Genomic DNA, 24,726 nt, shown 5'->3' on the forward strand with positions numbered 1-24,726 from the left:
CCCGGCCGGGCTGTTCCCATCAGGACAGCCGACGGGCCGCCGGTCCGGAGGTCACCGTGAGGGTGGCGGGCTCGGTCAGCCCGCGCTCCCCGCAGGCGGCGACGACGGCGCGGTCGACCGCCGCGGCGTCCGCGGAGCGGATCAGCGCGATGGCCGAGCCGCCGAAGCCGCCGCCGACCATCCGGGCGCCGAGCGCACCCGCCGAGCGGGCCGCCTCGACGACGACGTCCAGCTCCACCGCCGACACCTCGTAGTCGTCGCGCAGCGAGGCGTGCGAGGCGTCGAGCAGCGGGCCGATCTCGGCCACCCGCCCGGCGCGCACCAGCTCGACGACCCTGTCGACGCGCTGGTTCTCGGACACGACGTGCCGGGTGCGGGCCTGCAGCCGGGGGTCGGCCAGCCGCTCGACGTCGGCCGGGGTGGCGTCGCTGAGCCACTCCAGGCCGAGCTGCCGGGCGGCCTCGTCGCAGTCGGCCCGGCGTTTGGCGTACTGACCGTCGGCGAGCGTGTGCTTGACCCGGGTGTCGATGACCATCAGCTCCAGGCCGGCCTCGGCCAGTCCGAGCTGCACCGGCTCGGTGCGGAAGTCGCGGGTGTGGATGAGCAGCGCCGAGCCCTCCTCGGCCAGCAGCGCGACGGTCTGGTCCATGCCGCCGGTGCCGGCGCCCACGACCTCGTTCTCGGCCCGGATCGCGGCCTGGATGAGCAGGTGGCGGAGCTGCTGGTCGTCGGTCCGGCCGGCGAGCTCGGCGGCCGACAGCGCCACCGCCGCCTCCAGCGACGCCGAGCTGGACAGCCCGGCGCCGAGCGGCACGTCGCTGCTCACGGCCATGTCCAGGCCGGGCACCTCGATGCCCGCCTGCTGCAGCGACCACAGCGTGCCGGCCGCGTAGGCCGCCCAGCCGCTGACCTGGCCGGGGCCGAGGTCGGCGAGGGTCCCCTCGAACGGCTCGGCGTCCGGGTCGGTGCTGGTCAGCCGGACCCGGTCGTCGTCCCGGCGGCGCACCGCCGCGGCGGTGACCCGGGTGAGGGCCATCGGCAGGCAGCGGCCGCCGTTGTAGTCGACGTGCTCGCCGATCAGGTTGACCCGGCCCGGTGCGGTCCAGACACCGTCCGGCTCGGTGCCCCAGGCGTCCCGCAGCGCGGCGACGGCCTCGCGGGCCTGCTGCTCCGCGCCGCTCACGACGCCACCTCGCGCAGCCGGTCGGCGATCCGCTCGGGGGTCGTGTCGTTGATCCACGCGCCCGCGCCGGACTCCGAGCCGGCCAGGTACTTCAGCTTGCCCGGGGCGCGCAGCAGCGAGAACAGCTGCAGGTGCAGCCGGCCCAGGTCGCGGTCCTCGCCGGTCGGCGCCTGGTGCCAGCCGGAGATGTAGGGCACCCGGTCGACGCCGGGGTGGAAGCGGTTCACCCGGCGCAGCAGCTCCTGGTAGACCAGCGCGAGCTCGGCGCGCTCGGCGTCGTCCAGCGCGGCGAGGTCGGGGACGTCGCGGTGCGGGGCCAGGTGGACCTCCACCGGCCAGCGGGCGGCGCGCGGCACGTAGGCGGTGAAGTGCTCGCCGCGCAGCACCACCCGGGTGCCCTCGGCCTGCTCGGCGGCGAGCACGTCGGCGAGCAGGTTGCCCCCGGTCGCCTGCCGGTGCTGCCGGGCCCGCTCGACCAGCTGGCCGGAGCGCGGCGGCACCGTCGGGTAGGCGTAGACCTGCCCGTGCGGGTGGCTCAGCGTCACGCCGATCTCCTGGCCGCTGTTCTCGAACACGAACACCTCGGCGACCCCCGGGTCGGCCGAGTGCGCCGACGTCCGCTGCGCCCACGCCTCGACGATGGTGCGCATCCGCGCCGCGGACAGGTCGGCGACGGCCGCGTCGTGGTCGCTGGAGAAGACGACGACGTCGCAGTGGCCGTAGGCGGGGCGGTCGGCGGGGCCGAAGGGCGGCGGCGGGGCGTCCGCCGCGGGGCCGACGGTCAGCGGGGCGAAGCTCGGGAAGCGGTTGGCGAAGACGGCGACGTCGTAGCTGCTGTCGGGCACCTCGGTCGGCCGGGCCGGGTTGACGGTCGGGTCCAGGGGGCAGTCGGCCGCGCTCGGCAGGAAGGTGCGGTTCATCCGGTGCCCGGCTATCGTGACCCACTCGCCGGTCAGGACGTCGTAGCGGATCTCGCCGGCGTGCGGCGGCTCACCCAGCGGCCGGACGTCGGCGGCCTCGTGCACCGGGCCGGGCGTGTCCTGGTCGTCGAAGTACAGGATCGGCCGGCCGTCGGCCAGCGTGCGCTCGGTGATCCGGCCCGGCCACCGCTGGGCCGCTGCCGCGGGAACCGCGTCCATGCCTGTCCTACCTCCACCTCAGATCGGCGTCGCCCGGGCGTGCAGAGCGAGTCTGCACACACGGACGGAGGGCCCGGTCACCGTGGTGCGGTGACCGGGCCCTCCGGTTGGTAGCGGGGACAGGATTTGAACCTGTGACCTCTGGGTTATGAGCCCAGCGAGCTACCGAGCTGCTCCACCCCGCGTCGCAGGGAGAACGTTACCCCAGCCGCGCCGCGGTCCTGCACCGGGGTGCGGGTCAGCCCGGGGGCGCCCACCCGGCCGGCTCCTCGGGCACCGGCGGGGGCTCGCGCAGCGGCAGCTGGAACCAGCCGACGTCGTGCCACCGCCCGGCCTTGAAGCCGGCGGCGCGGTACACCCCGACGGGGGTGAAGCCGACCGCGGTGTGCAGGCCGACGCTGGCCGGGTTGGGCAGCGCGATCCCGGCGAAGGCGGTGACGTGGCCGAGCGCGGCGAGCTCCGGGAGCAGCCGCGCGTACAGCGCCCGGCCGGTACCGGCACCCTGCTCCCCCGCGGTCAGGTACACCGAGCAGTCGACCGACCACCGGTAGGCCGCCCGGCTGCGGTGCCGGCCGGCGTAGGCGTAGCCGACCACCGCGCCGTCCCGGCAGGCCACGAACCACGGCAGCCGGGGTGCGGCGAGCATCCGCCGGGCCAGCTCGGCGGCGTCCGGGGCGACCGTCTCGAACGAGGCCACCGACCCGGTGACGTACGGGCGGTAGACCTCGGCGATCCCGGCGGCGTCGGCGACGTCGGCCGGCCGCACCTCGGCAGGGGTGCGGCCCGCCACGCCCTCCACCCGGGAGCCCGCGGCTAGACCGACGCCGACAGCGCGTCGGTCAGCAGCGCGACCAGGGCGTCCTGCTGGACGTCGGCGGAGGAGCCGACCTCCTCCTCCGAGCCGTCGAGGGCGCGGGCGGCGAGGCCGGCCTTGCTGTCGATCAGCTCGGCGATCCGGGCGTCGATCGTCTGCGCGGCGATGATCCGCCACGCGGTGACCGGCTCGGTCTGGCCGATGCGGTGCGCGCGGTCGATGGCCTGGGTCTGCTCCGCGTCGGTCCAGGACAGCTCGGCGAGCACCAGGTTGGACGCGACCTGGAGGTTCAGCCCCACGCCCGCGGCGGTCAGCGAGCAGACCGCGATGGTGACCTCGGGGTCCCGCACGAAGGCGTCGATGTTCCGCTGCCGCGCGCCCGGGGTCTGGTCACCGCGGATGGAGGCGAACCGGATGCCCTGCTTGCCGAAGGTCTCCTCGGCGACGTCCATCACGTCGACGTGCTTGGCGAAGAACACCACCTTGCCGGCGCTGCGCGCGAGCTGCGCGGCGTAGTCGGCGGCGAGGCCGGCCTTCGCCTGGCCGATGCGCCGCATCATGGTGAACACGTTCTCGTTCGACGTCGACGTGCTGGCGTCCTTGAGCTCCCAGCGGGCCACCGTGCGCACCAGGTCGTGGTCGATGCCCTCGACGACGGCACCGGACCGGCGGGCCGCCAGCGCGGTCTCGTACCGCGACACCAGCCGGCGGGCGAGGTCCCGCTCGGCCGCCCGGATCGACCGGCCGGCCGGCCCGTCGAGCTCGACGGGGAGGTCGGCGATGCGGCGGGCGGGGATGTCGGCGGCGACGTCGACCTTGCGGCGCCGGACGATCCCCTGGTCGATCACGGCCTGCCGCGCCGCGGGGTAGAAGCCGGGGTCGGCCGGGGTGAGGCCGGTGTCCTCCAGCGCGTTCATCAGCTCGCCGAGCGGCTTGCCCTCGTCGATCCAGCCGAGGAACTGCCAGATGGCCCGGAAGTCGTCGATGTCGTTGATCAGCGGGGTCCCGGTGAGCGCCATCAGCAGCGGCCGGACGGTGCGGGACCGGATCCGCTCGGAGAGCTCCAGCACGTGCTGGGAGCGCTGCGAGGACTTGTTCTTGATGAAGTGCGCCTCGTCGACGACCATCCCGCGGAAGCCGAAGTCGCCGAGCCAGCCCACGTGCCGGTCCAGCACCTCGTAGTTGACGACGACGATGTCGGCGAACCCGTCGACGGTGGTCCCGTCGCCCTGGATGACGGTGGCCGGGCGGTGCGGGGTCCAGCGGCCGGCCTCGCGGGCCCAGTTGGTCTTGACCACGTTCGGCACGACCACGAGCAGCGGGTAGGCGTCGGCCGCCTCCGCGGCGAGCAGCGCCTGGGCCGTCTTGCCCAGGCCGGGCTCGTCGGCGAGCAGGAAGGTCCGGTGCCCCTCGGCGGCCGCGGTGACCAGCTGCGCCTGGTGCGGCATCAGCTCCAGCCCACCGGCCAGCCGGCGGGCGGACGGCGCAGGCAGCGCCATGCACGCCGGGGCGCCGCCGCCGGCGCGCTCGAAGGAGCTGAGCAGCGGGCCGAGCAGCTCCCAGCCGCCCAGCCGGCGCGGCCGGGCGACGACCGGGCGCGGGGCGGAGAAGTCGGGGGCCAGGAACGGGTTGGCCAGCTGCCGGGAGATGACCGACTGCGGCACCACCCGGCGCTCGGGGGCGGCGGGCTCGGCCGCGGCGGCCTCGTCGGGCGCGGTGGTGGTGGTGCGGCCGAGGTCCCGCGCCGGCGTCCGCGGCTCGGCGACGGCGTCCGCGGACAGCAGCGCCAGCAGGGCGGGGTCGCGGACGGCGGTCTTGGCGAGGATCGTCCCGATGCCGTCGAGGCGCTTGAGCTGCTCGGCCCGGCGGGTGTCGCTGCCCCCCTGCTCGGCGCGGACCCGGGCGTGCTCCTCGCGCAGCAGCAGGGCGACGCTCTGGAACTGCGAGCGCACCGCGGGCGTGACCGGCCCGCGCTTGACGGCGGCCTCGACGCCGCGGACGGTCCGGGCGAGCGCCGCGATCGCGTCCTCGGGCTCGCGCCGCTGCTTGCTCGGGGCCGCACGGCGGGCGCCCGGCGCGGACCGGCCTCGTTGAGCCACAGACTCCTCCTCCTGGACGTCCGGTGCGGGCGCCGCGGGTGACGTGGCGTCGACCGCGGGCACCCGGCCGCGGACGGCACGTCGCGCCGGCCGGGTGGCGGGCCGTGACCCGGTGCCCGGCGGGTGCCAGCGCCTGCGGGTCGGCCGGGGCTGCGCGCCCCGGGTCGTGCCCGCTCGAGATGCGCGCACCTACGAGAGCAGCCCTCACAGGGACTGTGAGGGCTGCGTCATCGTCGTAGCGGGGGCAGGATTTGAACCTGCGACCTCTGGGTTATGAGCCCAGCGAGCTACCGAGCTGCTCCACCCCGCGTCGGTGAGACCACCATACATCAGCTCGGGAGGAGCCGGCGGGAGGGGGCGGCAGCGACGCGCGGCCGCCCCCTCCGGCTCAGCCCGTGGGCCCCGCCGGGGCGGTCTGCCCGTTGGCCACCTGGTAGGCCTCCACGGCGTCCTGCAGCTGGGCCTGCGCCTGGCCGATCGCCGCGAAGTCCCCGGCCCTGGTCGCGTCGGCGAGGGCGGTCAGCGCGTCGTTGATCGCGGTCACCGCCGCGTCACGCGCCGCGCTGTCCACCGGTCCGCCACCGCCGTCCGCCGGTGGTGCGGGGGTCGGCGCCGGGGTCTCGCTGGGCGCCGGGGACGGCGCCGGTGAGGTAGGCGTGGTCGGTGCCGGGGTCGTGCCGCTGTCGGCGGCCGCGTCCCCGGCGCCGTCACCGAACACCTGGTCCAGCGCCTCGGCGAACGTGTCGGCGTAGCCGACCTTGTCGCCGTAGTTGACCAGCACCTTCTGCAGCAGCGGGAACGAGTTTTCCGCGGTGCCCTGCACGTACAGCGGTTCGACGTAGAGCAGCCCGCTGGTGCCGATCGGCAGGGTGAGCAGGTTGCCGAACACCGCCCGGGAGCTGGCGCTGTCGAACAGCGTGAGCTGGCTGCGGACCTCGCTGTTGGTGTTGAAGGACTGGAACACCTGCTGCGGTCCGCGGAACTGGGTGTTCCCCGGCAGCTGCAGCACCTGGATCTCGCCGTAGGTGTCCGGGTCGCTGGACACCGTCATGTAGGCGGACAGGTTCTCCCGCCGCAGCGCGTTGAGCGCGCTGGTCAGCTGGAAGGTGGAGTTGCTCTCCCCCACCCGCTGGCTCAGCACGTAGTACGGCGGCTGCGGCTCGGTGGTGTTGTTGCTGACCGTCGGGTCGATCGGGACCTGCCAGAAGTCGTTGGCGTTGTAGAAGTCCGACGGGTTGTCCACGTGGTACTGGGTCAGCACGTCCCGCTGGAGCTTGAACAGGTCCTCCGGGTACCGGAAGTGGCTGCGCAGCTCGTCGCTGATGTCGCTCGCCGGCTGCACGGTGCCCGGGAACGCCTTCATGTAGGTCTGCAGCACCGGGTCGCTGTCGTCGAAGGCGTACAGCGTGACCGTGCCGTCGTAGGCGTCGACCGTGGCCTTCACCGAGTTGGACACGTAGTTGACCTGGTCGTTGGGCAGCGCCGAGGTGCCGGTGCCGGTCAGCGAGTCGGTCGTCGCCTCGCCCAGGCTCTGCAGCGAGGAGTACGGGTAGGCGTCCGAGGTGGTGTAGGCGTCGACGATCCAGGTGATCCGGCCGTCGATGACGGCGGGGTACGGGTCGCCGTCGACCTGCAGGTAGGGGGCCGCCTTCTCCACCCGGTCCCGCGGGTCGCGGACGTAGAGCACCTTGGAGTCGTTGTTGACGGCGCTGGAGAGCAGGAAGTTCCGCTCGCGGTAGTAGATGGCGTAGGTCAGCTGCCGGAAGAAGCTGCCGATCGACACCCCGCCCTCGCCGTCGTAGGTGTTGTTCACCTGGCCGTCGGACCCGCTCTGCGGCCGGTCGAACTCGCGCGGGGAGGCGTCCTCGGCGTTGCCGACGACGGAGTACTCGTCGGTGCCGTTCACGTTGAGCAGCTCGCCGTAGTAGATCCGCGACTGGTCGACCTCGATGTTGCCGCGGGTGGGCAGGTCACCGGTGGTGAAGTTGGGCTCACCGCCGGCCTCCCCGGACACCACCTGGTTCGCCGGTGCGGCCACGAAGCCGTTGCCGTGGGTGTAGACGGTGTGCTGGTTGATCCAGTTCGTCTGGTTGCCCGACAGCGACGAGGAGTCCAGCTCGCGGGCGGCCACGACGTAGTCCTGGGTGACCCCGTCGACCGTGTAGCGGTCGATGTCCAGCTTCTCCGGGAAGCCGTAGACGTTGCGGATCTGCTGGCGGGCCAGGAACGTCGCCTGCAGCACGTTGGGGTCCAGCAGCCGCGCGTTGGAGATCGTGCCGGCGTCGCCGGCCAGGTCCGCCGTGGTCGGCGTGGAGGCGGGGTCGTCGGAGCCGGCGTCGGTGCCGGTCTCGTCGCCGGAGGCGGTGTCGACGCCGTAGTCGGTGTACTGGACGTCGGAGAGCTGGTAGGCGTCGCGGGTGGACGTCAGGGCCCGCTCGATGTACGCGGCCTCCTTCTGGTCCGCCGAGGGCCGGACGACGAACTGCTGCATGATCGCCGGGAAGGCGACGCCGATGACCAGGCTGGAGAACAGCAGCAGCACCAGCGCGGCGGCCGGCAGCACGGTGTTGCGGAAGAAGATGTTGGCGAAGAACGCCACGGCGCAGATCGCCGCGACGAACACCAGGATGTTCTTCGCCGGCAGCAGCGCGTTGACGTCGGTGTAGGACGCCCCGGTGTAGACCGTGCCCCGGTCGGAGTAGACCGTGCCGTACCGGTCCAGCCAGTACGCGACCGCCTTGAGCGCCAGGAAGATCCCCAGCAGCACCGACAGCTGCACGCGGGCAGCACCGGTGAGCTTCTGGCCCGGGGTCTGCAGCCGCAGGCCGCCGAAGACGTAGTGGGTCAGCAGCGAGCCGATCAGCGCCAGCAGGACGATCGCGAACGCGAACCCCAGCGCCAACCGGTAGAAGGGGTAGTCGAAGACGAAGAAGGAGATGTCCTTGCCGAACTCTGGGTCGGTGCGCCCGAAGTCGGTGGAGTTGCGGAAGGTCAGCCAGGTCTGCCAGCTGCCCTGCGCGGTGAACCCGGCGAACAGGCCCAGCACGACGCCGATGGCGGTGAGCACCAGCTTGCGGCGGGGCTCGACCGACTGGCGGTAGCGCTCCAGGTTCTGCTGCTCCAGCGACATCGGCCGGAACGTGGGGCGGAACCGGTACGCGAGGTGGACCGCGAGGGCGACCAGCCCGCCGGTGGCCACCCCGGCCACGGCGAACAGCAGGGCCCGGGTCTGGACCTCGGTCCAGAAGACCTCGGTGAAGTTGGTCTCGTCGAACCAGAGGTAGTCGACGTAGACGTTGGTGAGCGTGCCGATGACGGTGAACAGCACCAGCAGCACGGCGACGACGCCGATGACCAGCTTGGCGCGCCGCGACAGCGTCGGCACCGGCACGGGGGGCCGCATGGCCACGGTCGGTCTCCTGTCTTTCCTACGACCTACGAGGTGGCGAGCACGGGGACCCGGCCACGGGACACGGCGACCGCGATGGGTCCGGACGCCCCGGGGGCGCCGACGGTCGGACCACGGTCCGCTCCGTCAACTGTTCCCGGGGGCGGCGGGTTCCCGACCGCATCACAAGCAGATCACGGCTCCCTGGCAGGGGGGTCAGCAGCCCGGCGGTGTCGTGCCGGCCCGGAGGTCCGCGAGCGCGGTCAGCGCGTCGTCCAGGGTGGCGACCCGGGCCATCGGCAGGCCCGGCTGTGCGTTCTGCAGCGCCTCGGCGCAGTTGTCCGCCGGGACGAGGAACAGCTCGGCGTCGATCTCGCGGGCGGCGACCATCTTCAGCGGGATGCCGCCGATCGGGCCGACCGCGCCGTCGGCGGAGATGGTGCCGGTGCCGGCGACGACGGCCCCCTCGGTGAGGTCGGTGTCGCCCACCATGTCGATGATCCCCAGGGTCAGCATCAGGCCGGCCGACGGACCGCCCACGTCGTCCACCTCGATGTCGACGTCGAAGGGGGCGTAGGGGGTCTGGAGGACCAGCACGCCCAGCGCCGAGCCGCCGCCGTCCGCCGCCGTCCCGGTGGTGACCGTGGCGGTGCCGGGGGTGCCCAGCCGGGTGTAGGCCACCGGGACCGGGGTGCCCGGCGGGATCGCGGCCAGCGCGGCGGTGAGCGCGTCCTGGGTGGGGGTGGGGGTGCCGTCGACCGCGGTGATGGCGTCACCCGCCGCCAGCTGCCCCTCCGACGGGGAGTCCGGGGCGAGGTCCTGGACGACGACCTCCTCCGGGTAGCCCAGCTCGCCGAGCGCCGCACCGCGGGCGGCCTGCTCGGAGGTGAGGAAGGCCTCCCGGTTCTGCGCCTGGGTCTCCTCCACCGACTGGTCGGAGGGGTAGACCTGCTCGCGCGGTACGACGGTGACCTCGTCGTCGAACCAGCCCTGCACCGCGCCGACGAGGGTGAGCGGCCGGGTCGGGATGCCGACCGTGGTCAGGTTCAGGTTGCCCGAGGTGTCGTTGGGCTCACGGCCGGTCAGCGAGATGATCGGCGTGCCGTCGATGTCCCCGAGGGTGTTGTAGGTCGGCCCGGGCACCTGGGCGACGTAGGGCACCGGCAACAGGGCACCGAGCACCCCGAAGACCAGCAGCAGCACCGTCCCGGTGACCAGGACGGTGGTCCGACGGCTCACGGCTCCTCCTCGCGGGCGGCCGCCCGCGAGCCGGCCGCCCGGGCGTCGGGGGCACGAGGTCAGCGGCGGGTGGCCGCGACGGGCGCACCCGTCGAACGGCGAGCGTAGGTGACCTCCCTGGGTCGGCGGCCCCGGCGAGTCCGCTGAGGGCGGACGGACAGCCGCCGGGAGGGCGGTCAGCGCGCTCGCGCGCGGCTACGGTGGGTCCATGAGCGATCTTCCCTTCGGCTTCGGGCTCCCCGACCGCGACCCCGAGAAGCGGGACGAGCCCGGGCAGGGCGGTGGCGCGGGCGGCGACGACCCGTTCGGCCTCGGCGCGCTGTTCGGGTCGATGGGCGGTGTCGGCCCCGGCGCCGGCAACCCGGCGGACCTGCTGGGCAAGATGCCGCTGTTCGCCGAGCTGCAGAAGCTGATGAGCTGGTCGGGCGGCCCGGTGAACTGGGACCTCGCCCGGCAGGGCGCGATCAGCCAGCTGGCTCCCGGCCACCAGCCGACGTCGGCCGCCGAGCAGGCCGCGGTGAGCGAGGCGCTGCGCCTGGCCGACCTGTGGCTGGACCAGGTGACCGAGCTCCCCTCCGGCATCGACCGCGGGCTGGCCTGGTCGCGGGTGGACTGGGTGGAGCAGACCCTGCCCGCCTGGACCGCCCTGATCGACCCGCTGGCCGAGCGCGTGGTCGCCGCGATGACCAGCGCGCTGCCGGCGGAGGCCGCCCAGGTGGCCGGCCCGCTGGCCGGGATCATGGGCCAGATGGGCGGGGTCATGTTCGGCGCCCAGGTCGGCCAGGCCCTGGCGAAGCTGGCCGACGAGGTGACCACCAGCACCGACGTGGGCCTGCCGCTGGGACCCAAGGGCGCCGGCGTGCTGGTGCCGCAGAACGTGACCGCCTTCGGCGCGGGCCTGGACCGGCCCGAGGACGAGGTGCGGCTGTTCCTCGCCCTCCGCGAGGCCGCCCACCAGCGGCTGTTCGCGCACGTGCCGTGGCTGCGCCAGCAGCTCACCGACGCCGTGCACGCCTACGCCCGGGGCATCCACGTCGACCCGGAGGCGATCCAGCGGGGTCTCGACGAGGCGATGAGCGGCATGGAGGGCGGGCTGGACCCCAACGACCCGGAGAGCGTGCAGCGGCTGCTGGGCAGCGGCGTCCTCGAGCCCGAGGAGACCCCCGAGCAGCAGATGGCGCTGCGCCGGCTGGAGACCCTGCTCGCGCTCGTCGAGGGCTGGGTGGACAGCGTTGTGTCCGCGGCGGCGGCCGAGCGGCTGCCCGGGCACTCGGCCCTGGCCGAGACGATGCGCCGGCGCCGGGCCTCCGGTGGGCCGGCCGAGCAGACCTTCGCCACGCTGGTCGGGCTGGAGCTTCGGCCGCGGCGGCTGCGCGACGCCAGCACCGTCTGGGGCGCGATGGCCCAGCAGCACGGCACCGCCGAGCGCGACCGGCTCTGGTCGCACCCGGACCTGCTGCCGACCTCCGAGGACCTCGACGAGCCGCTGGACTTCGTCGCCCGCCAGGGCGCGGCCGACCCCTTCGCCGAGCTCACCGACGGCCTGGACCGGCCCGAGGGCGACGACACCGACCGACCCGGCACCGACGGGTCCGGCACCGACGGCACCGAGCCCAAGGCCTGACGGCCTAATCCACGGAGCCGGGCTCCGGCTCGTCGTCGGCGGGCCCGGCTCCGGCGGCCGGCGGGCCGCCGGAGCCGAACTCCACGCCCTCCAGGAAGCCCAGCGCCCGCTCGGCCCGCGGGTAGGCGTGCACGAGTGACCAGAAGTGCGCGTTGTGGGTCGGCTCCAGCAGGTGCGCCAGCTCGTGCACGAGGACGTAGTCCACGACGAACTCGGGCATGCCGCGCAGCCGGCCGGACAGCCGGATCGTGCGGTCGGCCGGGGTGCAGGAGCCCCAGCGGCGGTTCTGGTTCTCCACCCACCGGACGCTGACCGGCTCCGCCCGGCCGTCGAGGTGGGCCGCGGACAGCTCGCGTGCGCGGGCCATCAGGTCGTCGTCGGACCCGAGGGTGCGCCGCCGGCGCTCCTCGCGGGTCTGCAGCTTGGCGACCATCTGGTCGACCCAGCGCCGCTCCTCGGCGGCGGTGAACGCCGCGGGGATGAGCACGACGGTGCGGCCGTGCTCCCGGTAGGCCGTCACGGTGCGTCGGCGCCGGGCGCTGCGCCGCACCTCGATCTCCCCGGCGACGACCTCGGCGTGCCCAGGGGCGGTCCGCGCAGCGGGGACGGCGGTCGACGCAGCCGGCGTCCGGCGGTCAGGTCGCTGTTCCACACACGCACGGTAACCGGCCGCCCAGCTGCCGCCCAGCACGAGGACACCCGGTCGTGGACAGGTGCACACGGACAGTGGACACGGCCCGGACCCGTGTCCCCCGGACGGGGGACGGGCCCTCCGCCCTCCACAGGCCAGGGACGACGTCCGCGCTGGTGGACGGCCTGCCCGCGGGTCCACCGGGGAGCTGCCCACCGGGGCGTCCCCCGCCGGTGCACAGCGACACCCCGACGGGTCCCCACGCTGTCCACAGTGTTGTCCACAGGCTGTGGGCACCGGTCCCCGCCGCACCTGTGGACGACGGCTCCGGCACCCGCCCCGCGCTGGCACCCTGCCGACGGTGACCGAGAGCCCGCACCCGCTGCTGCCCCCCACGACACCGGTCCTCCGGCTGGACGCCGGGGTGCTGCAGGTCGGCGGGGCCGACGGCGGCACCGGGCTGCGGGTCTCCCCCGCCGGGCCGGCGGTGGCCGCCCTGCTCCGGCGGCTCGACGGCCGCCGCAGCCAGCGCGCGCTGCGGGGGGACGCGACCGCCGACGGGCTGCCCGGTCAGGTCGTCGACGACCTGCTGGCGGGCCTGCGGGCAGCCGGCCTCGTGCACGACCTGGCCGCGACCGACCTGCTCGCCACCGACCCGGGCCCGGCCGCCGGCGCCCGGGCGGCAGCCGAGCTGCCGGCGGCCGTGCCCGGTCGGGAGGACGGCGGCCGGTGGCGGGCGCGCCGGCAGAGCGCGGTGGTCGTGGAGGGCGCCAACCGGGTGGGGACGCCGCTGGCCGCCGTGCTGGCCGCGAGCGGCGTCGGCAGGGTGCACGTTCGCGACCGGGGCACGACCGCCGCCGGGGACGCGATCGTCGGCGGGGCTAGCGCCGCCGACGAGGGGCGTCCGCGGTCGCTGGCCGCGGCCGACGCCGTCCGGCGGGCCAGCCCGCTCACCGACCTGCGCCCGCTCCCGCCGGACACCGCACCCGACCTCGTGGTGCTGACCCGGCCCTGGGCGGCGGTCGACCCGCTCTCGGCAGCGTGGCAGCGCGCCGGCACGCCCCACCTGGTGGCGACCGTGCGGCAGCAGACCGGGGTCGTCGGCCCGTTCGTGCTGCCCGGCGTCAGCAGCTGCCTGCACTGCGCCGAGGCGTGGCGTCGGGACGACGACCCGTCCTGGCCCCGGCTGGCCGCCCAGCTGGCCGCCGTCGACGCCGATCCCGGCGGCTCGACGATCACCTGCCTCTTCACCGCCCTCACTGCGGCGGTCCAGGTGCTCGCCCACCTGGACGGCTCGGGCCAGCCCGCGACCGTCGACGCCACGCTCGAGGTGGGCCCACCGGGCCACCTGCCGCGGCTGCGCCGGTGGCCGCCGCACCCTTCCTGCGGCTGCGTCCGGCAGGTCCAGGGCGGCGGCGACCGGGACAGGGGACACTGGGCCGGTGACTGACACCGGACGGGACATCCCACGGGGGGCGGTGTCCCGAACGGCGAGGCTGGCCGCGCTCCCGCTGGGCGCTGCAGGACGAGCCACGCTGGGCATCGGCAAGAAGCTGTCCGGGCGACCGGCCGAGGAGGTCGACGCCGAGCTGCAGCAGCGGACGGCCGAGCAGCTGTTCGCCGTCCTCGGCCAGCTCAAGGGCGGGGCGATGAAGCTCGGCCAGCAGCTGTCCATCTTCGAGGCCGCGGTGCCCGAGGAGGTCGCCGGCCCGTACCGGGAGGCCCTGGTCAAGCTGCAGGAGGCCGCGCCGCCGATGCCGGTGCGCACGGTGCACGCGGTGCTCGCCCAGCAGCTGGGCGGCCGGTGGCGCGAGCGGTTCCGCGCGTTCGACGACGTCCCCGCCGCCGCGGCGAGCATCGGCCAAGTCCACCGCGCCACCTGGCGGGACGGCCGGGACGTCGCGGTCAAGATCCAGTACCCCGGGGCCGGCACTGCGCTGATGGCCGACCTCAACCAGCTGGCCCGCTTCGCCCGGCTGTTCGCCACGATGTTCCCGGGCATGGAGGTCAAGCCGCTCATCGCGGAGCTCAAGGCCCGCGCCGAGGAGGAGCTGGACTACGGGCTGGAGGCCGACGCCCAGCGCGGGTTCGCCGCTGCCTTCGCCGGTGACGACCAGATCGTCGTCCCCCGGGTGGTGGCCAGCGCGCCGAAGGTGATCGTCTCGGAGTGGCTGGAGGGCACGCCGCTGTCGGCGATCATCACCGACGGCAGCCGCGAGCAGCGGGACCGCGCCGGGCTGCTGATGGCCGAGCTGCACTTCTCCGGCCCGCAGCGCGCCGGGCTGCTGCACGCCGACCCGCACCCGGGCAACTTCCGGCTGATGCCCGACGGCCGGCTCGGGGTCATCGACTTCGGCGCCACCGCCCGGCTGCCCGACGGGCTGCCCGAGCCGATCGGCCGGCTGGTGCGCTGGGCGCTGGAGGGCCGCGCCGAGGACGTCCTCGCCGACCTGCGCGTCGAGGGGTTCGTCCGGCAGACCGTCGAGGTCGACGCCCAGGGGGTCCTCGACTTCCTGCTGCCCTTCCTGGCCCCGCTCGCGGCGCCGGACTTCCAGTTCACCCGCGCGTGGATGCAGGAGCAGGCCGCCCGGATCGGCGACCCGCGCAGCGACGCCAGCCGGCTGGGCCGGATGCTCAACCTGCCCCCGGCCTACCTGCTCATCCACCGGGTGACCATCGGCTCGATCGGCGTGCTGTGCCAGCTCGACGCCCGGGCGGCCTACCGCGGCGTGTGCGAGGAGTGGCTCCCCGGCTTCGCCGGCTGAGCGTCCCGGTCAGGGGCCTGCAGGCCTCCAACCGGGACGCTCCTCACCAGACGGCGGAGTTGGCCCGGGCCGCGCGCTGCGACGCGCGGGCCGCCCGGCGGGACCAGCGCCGGGCGCTGGTCAGCCGGCGGGCGCGGGCGGCCTCCCCGGCCTCGGCGAGCCGCCGGTCCATGTGCGAGCGGGCCAGCTCCTGGTCGATCAGGTACATCTCGTGTCCTCTGCGGTCGGTGGCGCCGTCGGACGGCGCCGGGTGGAGGTGCATCGGGTGACGGGGCGCCCGGACGACGGGCGCCGGACTGCGGACGGGTACCGGCTGCGGTGGTGGCCGCTCACGCCGCGACCTCCGCACGGACCTTCGGCGGGCGGCCGCGGGGACGCTTGCGGGCGATGACGACGCCCCGGTCGAAGATCTCCCCGCCCCAGACGCCCCAGGGCTCGGCCCGGTCGAGGGCGCCGGCCAGGCACGCGGCCCGGACCGGGCACTCGGCGCACAGCCGCTTGGCCTGCTCGAGGTCGGCCGGGCGCTCGGCGAACCACAGGTCGGGGTCCTGGACCCGGCAGGGCAGTGCCCGCCGGGCGCCGGCCGGCTCGTGGGTGGACGCGTGCGTGCGGTCGAGCCCGAGCCGGGAACGGGACGGCGCTGGGTCGATCGTGGTCTGCACGGCCGCTCTCCTCTTCTTCGTCTCTGCGGCCGGCCGGCGGATGCCCCGCCGACCGGTGGTCGGGGTGGGGTGCGCGGACTCGCCTGGGAAAGACGAAGGCCGCGGTTCCCGGTGTCCGGGATCCGCGGCCTCGAGGAGGACCAGCTGGGCTGTGGCTAGCTCAGCGGGTCGTCAGGGGGCAGGTCACCCGGGGTGCTGCTGGGGTGCTCGACGGGGACGCCGACGACGGCGGCCCCCGGCAGAGCGGTGGTCTGGACGGACGGGTTGACGGTGGTGCCGAGGACACCTGCGGCGGTCAGGCCGCGGAGCCGGAACGGGGAGGCGGTGCCGGCGACGGGCAGACCCGTCCCCGTCCACGGGGCGGCCTGGCGCGCCGCGAGGGCGACCCGATCGGCGGAGCACATGCCGACGGCCGGCGGGGTCACGGTGCCTGCGCCGGTGTACGTGGTGTCGGTGCTGATCACGGGGCCCCTCCTTCCGAGGGTCGGAGCCCGGCCTGCCGGCCGGTCTCGCTGCGGTCTGCGCTCGTGCGGTGCTGCGTCCTGGGTCACTCCCAGGTGCTGCAGCGAAGGCTAGGGGACCTGCCGGAGAGGGGTCAACCGGATTAACGGCGAATTCTCTGCGACCTCGTCCCTGCAGGTCAGCGGGCCACTAGGCCTCGATGACGCCGAGCACCTCGGTGCCGTACATGTCCAGCTTGCGGGCCCCGACACCGGGCAGCGCCGACAGCTCCCGCACCGAGGACGGCCGGGCCTCCGCGATCGCCTGCAGGGTGGCGTCGGTGAACACGACGTAGGCCGGCACCGACGCCTCCTGGGCGGTGCTGCTCCGCCACGCCCGCAGCCGCTCGAACAGCTCCCCCGCCTCGCCCTCGAGCACGACCTTGGCCCGCGGCGTGGCGCGGCGCGGGGCCGCGGCCGCGTCGGGGGCGAGCCCGTCGAGGAACCGGCTGCGCGGCCGGGACCGCCGGCCGCCCGGGTTCCGGGCCAGCGACCAGGACAGGGTCAGCTGCTCGCGGGCCCGGGTGACCGCCACGTAGAGCAGCCGCCGCTCCTCCTCGACCGCCTCGGGGCGCGACTGGGACTGCGCGATCGGCACGACGCCGTCGACCAGGCCCACCACGAAGACCGCGTCCCACTCCAGGCCCTTGGCCGCGTGCATCGACGCCAGCGTCACGCCCTGCACGGTCGGCGCGTGCTGGGCATTGGCCCGCTCAGCGAGGTGCGCGACGAAGCCGGCGAGGTCCAGGGTGGGCTGCTCGGCGACGAGGTCGACGGCGAGGTCGACCAGGGCGGCCAGCGACTGCCATCGGTCCCGCGCCGTGCCCCCCGGCGGCGGGCGGTGCTCCACCCAGCCGGTGGAGGCCAGCACGTCGCGGACGGCCGGCACCAGCGCACCGGGGTCGTTGCCCCCGGCGGCGGCACCGCGCAGCAGCAGCACCGCCTCCCGGATCTCGGGCCGCTCGAAGAACCGCTCGCCGCCCTTGAGCACGTACGGGACGCCGACGTCGGCCAGCGCCGACTCGTACACCTGGGACTGGGCGTTGATCCGGAACAGCACGGCGATCTCGCTGGCCGGCAGCCCGCCGTCGATGAGCTCCCGGCAGGCCTTCGCGACCGCGGCGGCCTCGGCCGGCTCGTCGGGGTGCTCGACGAACCTCGGCGCCGGGCCCTCGGCCCGCTGGCCCAGCAGCCGGAGCCCGGGCAGCCCCTTGCGCGGCGGCGCCTGGCCGATCAGCTTGTTCGCCAGGCCCACCACCTGCGGCGTCGACCGGTAGTCCCGCTCCAGCTTGACCACCTCGGCGTCGCCGTAGCGGTCGGCGAAGCCCAGCAGGTACTCCGGGTCGGCGCCGGTGAAGGAGTAGATGGTCTGGTTCGGGTCACCGACCACGCACACCTCGGCGCGGCCGCCCAGCCAGGCGTCCAGCAGCCGCTGCTGCAGCGGGTTGACGTCCTGGTACTCGTCGACGACGAAGTGCCGGTACTGCGCCCGCACCTCGCGGGCGACGTCCGGGTGCTCCTCGATCGCGTACGCCGTCACCAGCAGCAGGTCCTCGAAGTCCAGCGACCCGTCGCGGGACTTGGCCTCCTCGTAGCTGCGGTACACCGCGGCGACCGCCGAGGGGTCGAACGGCGCCTCCCGGGCGGCCGCGGCGGCCCGGGCGGGGTAGTCCTCCGGGGTGGCGAGCGTCGTCTTCGCCCACTCGATCTCGCTGGCCAGGTCGCGCAGGCTCGTCCGGTCTGTGGTCAGCCGGTTGGCGGTGGCGGCGCCGGCCACCACCCGCAGCTTGTTCTCGATCAGCTCGGGCATCGGACCGCCGAGCACCCGCGGCGCGAAGTACCGCAGCTGGCGCATGGCCGCGGCGTGGAACGTGCGGGCCTGGACCCCGCCCACGCCCAGCGCCGAGAGCCGGCCGCGCAGCTCGCCGGCCGCGCGGGCGGTGAAGGTCACCGCGAGCACCTGCTCAGGGACGAACTCGCCCAGGTGCACGCCGTAGGCGATCCGGTGGGTGATGGTCCGGGTCTTGCCCGTGCCGGCGCCGGCGAGGATGCAGACCGGCCCGCGCACCGCCTCGGCCGCGGCCCGCTGCTGCTCGTCCAGCCCGGCGAGCACCGCCTCCGCGCCCGCCGTCCCCCCGACCACCTGCTGCTCTGCGACCCGCGGCATCCCCACGCTGAGAGTCTCCCAGCCCGTGCCGGCAGGCGGGGGAAGGATCCCCAGGCACGGGGCGTTGGTCCGGCGCAGGCCCCGGACGCCCCGGCCATCCCTCCCCCCGGGTGGCCCGCCCGGGGAGATGCGAGGGAGGATCCACCCGATGAGCGCTCCGACGACCGCGGTGACGATGTACACCACCAACTGGTGTGGTTACTGCATGCGGCTGAAGAAGTTGATGCAGCGCGACGGCATCGACTTCGCCGAGGTCAACATCGAGGTCGACGAGAGCGCCGCCGAGCTGGTCATGCAGGCGAACGGCGGCAACCGCACGGTGCCCACGCTGGTGTTCGCCGACGGCACCGCCCTGACCAACCCGAGCATCGACCAGGTGAAGGCCCAGCTCGCACAGCTCCCGGGCGCGTGATCCCCGGCCCGCGGCCCTCGGGGGGCGATGATCGCCATCCGGGGGGCTGCGGGACGACATCCCCGCCACGGGCGTCGGCAGCGGGAGAGGGTGGAGTGGACCCGACGGTGAGCGAGCCCGCCGCGGCGGTCCCGGCCGTGCTGCCCGCCGACGTGGTCCGCACCCCGGCCGGGCAACCGGCCGCGCTGGTCGTCCGCAGCGGCCGCGGCTGGACGGTGCTCGGCCCCGAGGACGACGGCGCGTGGGCCGACGTCTCGGGCCGGGTGGCCGGCGAGGGCGAGGCGCTGAGCCTGGTCGAGGCCATGTCGCTGGCCGACCTGGTCGCCGCCGAGCACGGGTCCAGCCCGGAGCCCGGCCGCGACGCCCGCCGGGCGGCCCGCACGGCGTCCGGCACGGCCGACGACGCCGTCCCGCCCGCGGACCCGCGGGACGAGGAGATCGCCGCGCTGCGCCGCACCGTCGGCCAGCTCGAGCACGCGCTGGCCGCGCGGGTGTCGATCGAGCGCGCGATCGGCGTCCTCGCCGAGCGCCACGGCACCACCCCGCGGGAGGCGTTCGAGTCCCTCCGCCGGACCGCCCGCTCCCAGGGCCGGGCGGCCCAGGAGCTGGCCACCGAGGTGCTCGACGGGCTCACCGCCGGCACCGACGTCCCGGGCCCGCCCGCCGCTGCCCCGCCGGCCCCCGTCCCGGCCGCCGAGCCGCGCCCGGCCGCGGTCGGCCCCGGCGTCCGCCGGGTGCACCGCGGCCCGCGGCGCGCCGGCAGCGACGACGTCCTCCCCGGGTCCTCCCGCTGAGCGCTCCGCTCCCGCTCTCCCCGACGGCGCTCGGCGACCAGTTGGCCGCGCTGCTCGCCGACGTCCCGCCCGCGCCCGGTGCCGCCGCGCTGCGGGTGGCCGTCGACGGCCCCGACCTGCCCGGCGCCCCCGGCGTCACCGGACCCCACGCGCTGGCCGCGGACCTGGCCACCCGGTTGCCCGGCCTGAGCCGTCCGGCGGTCGTCGTCCCGGCCGAGGGCTTCTACCGGCCGGCCTCGCTGCGGCTCGAGCACGGCCGCACCGACCCGGACGCGCGGTACACCGACTGGCTGGACGCCCCCGCCCTGGCCCGCGAGGTGCTCGACCGCAGCGGACCGCGGGGGTCCGGTGAGCACCTGCCCGCGCTGTGGGACGTGGCGCGGGACCGCGCCGCCCGGCTGGGCTACCGCCCGACCCCACCGGGCGGGGTGCTGCTGGTGCCCGGGTCGCTGCTGCAGGGCCTCGGGCTGGCGTTCGACGTGGTCGTGCACCTGCGGGTCGGGCCGGCCGCCCGCCGGCGCCGGGTGCCCGCGGACCGGGCCTGGGAGCTGCCCGCCTTCGACCGCTACGACGACGAGGTGGACCCGGTGTCGCTGGCCGACGCGGTGGTCCTCGCCGACCACCCCGACCGCCCGGCCCTGGTGCTGCAGGGCCGGTTCAGCTGAACTCGCCGGCCACCCAGCGGTCGATGATGTGCCGGGCGATCGAGACGTTCGGTGGCAGCGCCTGCGGACCGGTGCCCGAGCGCAGCTCGTCCCGGCTGAACCAGCGGGCCTCCTCGATCTCGTCGTGGTCGATCTGCAGCTGCTCCTCGGTCGCCCGCGCGACGAACCCGAGCATCAGCGACTGCGGGAACGGCCACGGCTGGCTGGAGACGTAGCGGACGTCGGTGACGGCGATGCCGACCTCCTCGGCGACCTCGCGGACCACGGCGGCCTCGGCGGACTCCCCCGGCTCGACGAAGCCGGCCAGGATGGAGAACCGGCCGGGTGGCCACACCGCCTGGCGGCCCAGCACGCAGCGGTCACCGCCGTCGTGGACCAGCATGATCACCGCCGGGTCCGTCCGCGGGAAGACCTCGCTGCCGCTCACCGGGTCGCGCTGGACCCAGCCGGCCCGCTCGATCGTCGTCGGTGCGCCGGTCAGCGGCGAGAACTTGTTGCGCTCGTGCCACTCGACGATGCCCACGGCCTGGGCGAGCAGGCCGGCGTCGAGGTCACCGAGCTCGGCGCCGACCTCCCGGAGCCCGGCCCAGCCGTCGACCGGGCGCCCACCGACGCCGAGCGAGCGGGGCGCGCGCAGTGCGGCGTAGGGCACGCCGTCGGCCTCGCCGAGGTAGATCGCGCCCTCGGGCAGCGTGGGCAGCTCCTCGTAGACCAGCTCCGGGCCGTGCGGGCCCTCGTGCACCGGCACCGAGCGCCGCTCGTCGATCCGCAGCACCCGCACGGGGCGGCCCTGCGTCGGGTCGGGCAGCGCCCGGGCGAGGTGCCCCCGGTCGTGGGCGGTGCGGGAGAGCAGCGGCACGTCGGTGACCGCGCCGGCGAGGCGGTCCTCGGGCCAGTCGCTGCGCGGCGGCGGCGGGTTGTCGTCGGCCGTGCTGCCGCCGGGCGGGACGGTCATGCCCCGGGCTCGACGGCCGGGGTGGTGACCTCCACCGGGCCCAGGGCGCGCAGCTGGTCGGCGGCCTGGTCGGCGTCGCCGACCACCACCGCGGTCAGCCCGGCCGGGGCGAGCCACCGGCGGGAGGCCTCGGTGACCTCGTCGATGCCCACGGTGGCCAGCGCCCGCTGGTGGTCGGCCAGCCAGTCGGCGGACAGCCCGGCACCCAGCAGCGCGGACAGCGTGCTGGCCAGCCCCGCGTGGGTGGCCGTCCCGAGGGCCAGGGTGCCGAGCAGGTAGCGGCGGGCGGAGTCCAGCTCGGCCTCGGTCACCGGGGTGAGCGCCATCCGGCCCAGCTCGTACCAGGTCTCCAGCAGCGCTGGGCCGGTCACCGCGGTGGCCACGTCGGCGTCCACGGTGAAGGAGGAGCCGGCCATCATGTGCTCCACGCCGCTGCGCGGGCTGTAGGTGTAGCCGCGCCGCTCGCGGATGTTCTCCACCAGCCGGGAGGAGAAGTACCCGCCGAAGACCATGCTGGCCAGCCGCAGCGCCGGCAGCTGCGGGTCGGTGCGGCCCGGCGCGGGCCCACCCAGCCGCAGGTTGGACTGGACCGCGCCGGGGCGGTGCACCAGCTGCAGCGGCTGCTCGACCACGGCGGGCACCGGGCCGGCGGCGACCGCCTTGCCCTCGGCGGTCCAGCCGGCCAGGGCGGTGCCGACGACGTCGCGCGCGGTCGCCGGGTCGACGTCGCCGACCAGGACGAGGGTGCTGCCGGCCGGCAGCACCCGCTCGCGGTGCAGCTTGCGCAGCGCCGCCGGGGTGACCGCGGCGACCGCCTCGGGGGCGGGCAGCTGCTGGGCGTAGGGGTGCGCGCCGTACCGGCGGGCGGCCAGTGCGCTGCGGGCGATCACCCCGGGCTGCGACCGGGCGATGTGCACCCGCTCGACCACCCGGGACCGCTCGGCGTCGACCGGGCCGGCCGGGTAGGTGGGCGCGGCGAGCAGCTCGGCGAGCACGCCCAGCACGGCGCCGAGGCCGTCGGGCAGCATCGTGGTGGAGAACAGCAGCCGGTCGGCGTCGGCGGAGACCGACAGCTCGCCGCCGTGCGCCTGCAGCAGCTGGGCGATCTGCAGCTGGTCGTGCTGCGCGGTGCCGAGCAGCACGGCGCCGGACAGCACGCTGGTGCGCGCGGCGTGCGCGGCGGCCTGGCGCGGCGCCGAGGCGGCGAACGGCACCCGCAGCCGGAGCTCCACCAGCGGCACACCCGGCCGGGGCACGACGACCAGCCGCAGCCCGCTGGGCAGCGTCGACTCGTGCACGTCGGGGACGGGTGCCGGCCGCGGCTCGCCCAGCGGCGGGATCAACGACAGGTCGAGCACGGGGGCACTCATCGGGCTGCTCCTCCGGTCGCGCGCAGTTCCAGGACGGCGGCGGTGTCCGGCGAGAGCCCGCGGGCCGCTGCCTGCACCTGGTCGGGGGTCACCGCGGCCAGCCGGGCGGCCAGCTCCCCGGCGAGCTCGGCCCGGCCGTGGACCAGCTCGGCGGAGGCGAAGCCCAGCGTGCGGCCGAGCACCGAGTCGGCCTGCTGCAGCAGCTGGGCCTCGGTGCGGGCGGTCACCCGGGCGAGCTCCTCGGCCGGCACACCGTCGGTGGCCACCTTGTCGATCTCCTCGTGCACCGCGTCGAGGACCCGGTCGACCGGGACGTCGGCGGGGTGGTGCACCTGGCTGACCAGCAGCGTCGCGTCGCGGACGTCGAACGGGTCGCCGAAGAGCCCCAGGTAGCTGCTCTGCGCGACCGCCAGCCGGTCGGTGTGCAGCAGCCGGCGCTCCAGCCGGGAGGCGTCGCCCTCGCTGAGCAGCTCGGTGAGCACCACGGTGCCGAGGTAGGTGTCCAGGTCGCCGACCGGGTCGGGCACCCGCCAGCCGATCGCCACCGCGGGGGCGGGCGCGAGCGGGTCCTCGACCACGCCGCGGCGGGCCGTGGTCGGCGAGGGCTCGCCCACCACCGGCGCGGGCGGGGCCGGGCGGAAGGGCACCGGGTCGAACCAGCGGCGCACCAGCCGCTCGGTCTCGGCGACGTCCAGGTCACCGCCGATGCACAGCACGGCGTTGGCCGGCGCGTAGTAGCGGGAGAAGAAGTCCGCGGCGTCGTCGACGGTGGAGGACTCGAGGTCGACGAAGGAGCCGTAGCCGTCGTGGGTGTTGGCGAAGCTCTCGAAGGCGATCGGCGGCAGCTGCAGCCACGGGAAGGCGCCGTAGGGCCGGTTGAGCACGTTGACCCGGATCTCCTCCTTCACCACGTCGATCTGGTTGCGGAGGTTCTCCTCGGTGATCGCCGGGGCCGCCATCCGGTCGGCCTCGAGGAACACGGCGCGCTCCAGCGCCTCGGCGGGCAGCGCCTGGAAGTAGTTCGTGTAGTCCTGGTGCGTCGAGCCGTTGAACGTCCCGCCGGCGGCCTGCACGAGCCGCGCGTGCTCCATCTTCGGCACGTGGGCGGAGCCCTGGAACATCATGTGCTCGAAGAGGTGCGCGAACCCGGTGCGGCCCGGGGGCTCGGACCGCATGCCGACGTCGTAGAAGACGCTGACGGCGACGACGGGGACACTCCGGTCCGGCGCGAGCACGACCCGCAGCCCGTTGTCGAGCGTGAACCGCTCCACCGGGTGCCGCAGGGTCAGGTCGGCCCCAGCTGCTGTCACACCACCGACCCTAACCGCGCCCTGCGACACGCCGCCGCCGGGGACGGCCCGCCGCCTCCCCGCGGCCCTCGCGGTCACAGCACGTCGACGTCGCCGAGCACGCGGTCGATCACCCCGTACAGCTCCGCGTGGGTGTTGGGGATGGACAGGTAGAGCAGCGCCGGGGCCGGCCGGCCCACGTCGACCAGCAGCAGCGCCGCCCGCTCGCCCGTGGAGTCGTAGCCGGCGACGTCCCAGCTGAGGTCGAACTCGTACACCCAGGCCGGTGCGCCGTCGACGGTGATTGCCTCGTCCCGGCGGACCTCGCGCTCGTTGGGGGCCGGGTAGTGCAGCTGCCGGACGGCGTCGGCGACCGCCTCGGCGGTGCCCTGCAGGTCCGCCGTCCCGGCCCCGCCGAAGCCCTCGGCCAGCGGACCGGAGGTGCACTGGGCGATGAAGACGTCGAGCCCGTCGGGCAGGTCGTCCTGGGTGACGAAGTACTGGCCGGCGGTCTCGGTGGTCTCCAGCTGGGGCCCGCGGTCCCACTCGAACCAGCCGTCGCCGAGGAACGGGTAGGAGATGCCGGCGACCTCGTCGATGATCCGGACGGTGCCCGGCGGGAAGGTGCTGCTCGGCTGCGCGGTCGGGCCGGCCACCGGGGGGTCGTCGTCCGCGGAGGACCCGCCGCGCAGCTGCAGCCCCACCAGGACCAGCAGCACGACGACGGCCAGGACCCCCAGCCCGACGAGCAGCGGCCGCTGCCGGAGCCGGCGCGCCCCCGCCGGCTGCCAGGTGCCGTTGTCCCGGCTCCCCCAGGCGTCCCACTGCGCGGGCGGGAGCAGCTCGCGGGGGGCGGGGGCCTCGAAGGACCGGCCGACGCTGACGCCGGGGCCGGCCGGGGTGGTCACGTCGGACCAGCCCGCGCCGTCCCACCAGCGGACCGTGCCGGCGGCGCCGTCCGGGTCGGGGTACCAGCCCGGCGCCGGAGCCACCGGCCGCCCGTCGCTGATCGGTCCGCTCATCGCGCCGT

Annotated in this window: 21 protein-coding genes and 2 tRNA genes; 6 read left to right on the forward strand and 17 right to left on the reverse strand. The window is 75.5% G+C overall.

The window, feature by feature from the left end:
- Positions 1-19: 19 nt before the first annotated feature.
- The 8 genes from galK to MODMU_RS21865 all read right to left on the reverse strand — a co-directional run bounded on the left by galK (position 20) and on the right by MODMU_RS21865 (position 9,862).
- The gene (galK, locus tag MODMU_RS21830; RefSeq protein ID WP_014742560.1) at positions 20-1,183 is read right to left on the reverse strand and encodes a galactokinase; all 1,164 of its coding nucleotides are present in this window, start codon (positions 1,181-1,183) and stop codon (positions 20-22) included.
- On the reverse strand, positions 1,180-2,322 hold the full coding sequence (galT, locus tag MODMU_RS21835) for a galactose-1-phosphate uridylyltransferase (protein ID WP_014742561.1): 1,143 nt from the start codon (positions 2,320-2,322) through the stop codon (positions 1,180-1,182). The genes galK and galT overlap by 4 nt, the downstream gene beginning before the upstream one ends.
- A gap of 108 nt (positions 2,323-2,430) precedes the next feature.
- Positions 2,431-2,507: transfer RNA gene (locus tag MODMU_RS21840), tRNA-Met, on the reverse strand.
- A gap of 53 nt (positions 2,508-2,560) precedes the next feature.
- Positions 2,561-3,112, reverse strand: a complete 552-nt coding sequence (locus tag MODMU_RS21845; protein WP_197537359.1) for a GNAT family N-acetyltransferase — start codon at positions 3,110-3,112, stop codon at positions 2,561-2,563.
- Positions 3,113-3,135: 23 nt separating this feature from the next.
- Positions 3,136-5,235 carry a DEAD/DEAH box helicase gene (locus MODMU_RS21850; protein WP_014742564.1) on the reverse strand — a complete coding sequence of 700 codons (2,100 nt, stop codon included), beginning with the start codon at positions 5,233-5,235 and terminating at the stop codon, positions 3,136-3,138.
- Positions 5,236-5,471: 236 nt separating this feature from the next.
- Positions 5,472-5,545 (reverse strand) — tRNA-Met (locus MODMU_RS21855).
- Between the two features lie 78 nt (positions 5,546-5,623).
- A complete protein-coding gene (locus MODMU_RS21860; protein ID WP_231851906.1) occupies positions 5,624-8,638 on the reverse strand; it encodes a UPF0182 family membrane protein in 3,015 nt (1,004 codons plus the stop codon).
- Between the two features lie 201 nt (positions 8,639-8,839).
- A complete protein-coding gene (locus MODMU_RS21865; protein ID WP_014742566.1) occupies positions 8,840-9,862 on the reverse strand; it encodes a YlbL family protein in 1,023 nt (340 codons plus the stop codon).
- Positions 9,863-10,070: 208 nt separating this feature from the next.
- Here MODMU_RS21865 and MODMU_RS21870 point away from each other — a divergent pair, with 208 nt between their 5' ends.
- Positions 10,071-11,486: a zinc-dependent metalloprotease gene (locus MODMU_RS21870; RefSeq protein WP_014742567.1), complete on the forward strand. Its 1,416-nt coding sequence runs from the start codon at positions 10,071-10,073 to the stop codon at positions 11,484-11,486.
- 4 nt (positions 11,487-11,490) lie between these two features.
- Here MODMU_RS21870 and MODMU_RS21875 read toward each other — a convergent pair whose 3' ends face one another.
- A complete protein-coding gene (locus MODMU_RS21875; RefSeq protein WP_051144251.1) occupies positions 11,491-12,138 on the reverse strand; it encodes a M48 metallopeptidase family protein in 648 nt (215 codons plus the stop codon).
- A 340-nt stretch (positions 12,139-12,478) separates the two neighbouring features.
- On the opposite strand from MODMU_RS21875, the gene MODMU_RS21880 reads away from it, so the two are divergent.
- Both MODMU_RS21880 and MODMU_RS21885 read left to right on the forward strand, forming a co-directional pair.
- Positions 12,479-13,567, forward strand: a complete 1,089-nt coding sequence (locus tag MODMU_RS21880) for a ThiF family adenylyltransferase (RefSeq protein ID WP_014742569.1) — start codon at positions 12,479-12,481, stop codon at positions 13,565-13,567.
- A complete protein-coding gene (locus MODMU_RS21885; protein ID WP_041795531.1) occupies positions 13,560-14,882 on the forward strand; it encodes an ABC1 kinase family protein in 1,323 nt (440 codons plus the stop codon). The genes MODMU_RS21880 and MODMU_RS21885 overlap by 8 nt, the downstream gene beginning before the upstream one ends.
- A gap of 43 nt (positions 14,883-14,925) precedes the next feature.
- On the opposite strand, the gene MODMU_RS28750 is transcribed toward MODMU_RS21885, so the two are convergent.
- The 4 genes from MODMU_RS28750 to MODMU_RS21900 all read right to left on the reverse strand — a co-directional run bounded on the left by MODMU_RS28750 (position 14,926) and on the right by MODMU_RS21900 (position 18,211).
- Positions 14,926-15,144, reverse strand: a complete 219-nt coding sequence (locus MODMU_RS28750; RefSeq protein WP_488225875.1) for a hypothetical protein — start codon at positions 15,142-15,144, stop codon at positions 14,926-14,928.
- Between the two features lie 67 nt (positions 15,145-15,211).
- Positions 15,212-15,544 carry a WhiB family transcriptional regulator gene (locus MODMU_RS21890; protein ID WP_014742572.1) on the reverse strand — a complete coding sequence of 111 codons (333 nt, stop codon included), beginning with the start codon at positions 15,542-15,544 and terminating at the stop codon, positions 15,212-15,214.
- A gap of 155 nt (positions 15,545-15,699) precedes the next feature.
- Positions 15,700-16,008 carry a hypothetical protein gene (locus MODMU_RS21895; RefSeq protein ID WP_014742573.1) on the reverse strand — a complete coding sequence of 103 codons (309 nt, stop codon included), beginning with the start codon at positions 16,006-16,008 and terminating at the stop codon, positions 15,700-15,702.
- Between the two features lie 187 nt (positions 16,009-16,195).
- Positions 16,196-18,211, reverse strand: a complete 2,016-nt coding sequence (locus MODMU_RS21900) for an ATP-dependent DNA helicase UvrD2 (protein ID WP_051144057.1) — start codon at positions 18,209-18,211, stop codon at positions 16,196-16,198.
- 148 nt (positions 18,212-18,359) lie between these two features.
- Between MODMU_RS21900 and MODMU_RS21905 the strand changes: the two genes are divergently transcribed.
- From MODMU_RS21905 to MODMU_RS21915, 3 genes are all read left to right on the forward strand, one after another.
- Positions 18,360-18,623, forward strand: a complete 264-nt coding sequence (locus tag MODMU_RS21905) for a mycoredoxin (protein ID WP_014742575.1) — start codon at positions 18,360-18,362, stop codon at positions 18,621-18,623.
- Between the two features lie 107 nt (positions 18,624-18,730).
- Positions 18,731-19,417 carry an ANTAR domain-containing protein gene (locus MODMU_RS28180; RefSeq protein ID WP_231851700.1) on the forward strand — a complete coding sequence of 229 codons (687 nt, stop codon included), beginning with the start codon at positions 18,731-18,733 and terminating at the stop codon, positions 19,415-19,417.
- A gap of 41 nt (positions 19,418-19,458) precedes the next feature.
- The gene (locus MODMU_RS21915) at positions 19,459-20,082 is read left to right on the forward strand and encodes a nucleoside/nucleotide kinase family protein (protein ID WP_014742577.1); all 624 of its coding nucleotides are present in this window, start codon (positions 19,459-19,461) and stop codon (positions 20,080-20,082) included.
- Here the strand turns inward: MODMU_RS21915 and nudC are convergent.
- From nudC to MODMU_RS21935, 4 genes are all read right to left on the reverse strand, one after another.
- Positions 20,075-21,037, reverse strand: a complete 963-nt coding sequence (gene nudC, locus MODMU_RS21920) for an NAD(+) diphosphatase (protein WP_014742578.1) — start codon at positions 21,035-21,037, stop codon at positions 20,075-20,077. The two genes, MODMU_RS21915 and nudC, sit on opposite strands and share 8 nt — an antisense overlap.
- A complete protein-coding gene (locus tag MODMU_RS21925; protein ID WP_014742579.1) occupies positions 21,034-22,407 on the reverse strand; it encodes a M16 family metallopeptidase in 1,374 nt (457 codons plus the stop codon). Before MODMU_RS21925 ends, nudC begins: the two co-directional genes overlap by 4 nt.
- Positions 22,404-23,717, reverse strand: a complete 1,314-nt coding sequence (locus tag MODMU_RS21930; protein ID WP_041795534.1) for a M16 family metallopeptidase — start codon at positions 23,715-23,717, stop codon at positions 22,404-22,406. The genes MODMU_RS21925 and MODMU_RS21930 overlap by 4 nt, the downstream gene beginning before the upstream one ends.
- 74 nt (positions 23,718-23,791) lie before the next feature.
- Positions 23,792-24,718, reverse strand: a complete 927-nt coding sequence (locus MODMU_RS21935) for a DUF2510 domain-containing protein (protein WP_014742581.1) — start codon at positions 24,716-24,718, stop codon at positions 23,792-23,794.
- Positions 24,719-24,726: the final 8 nt, after the last annotated feature.

Source organism: Modestobacter italicus (assembly GCF_000306785.1).
Taxonomy (GTDB): Bacteria; Actinomycetota; Actinomycetes; order Mycobacteriales; family Geodermatophilaceae; genus Modestobacter; species Modestobacter italicus.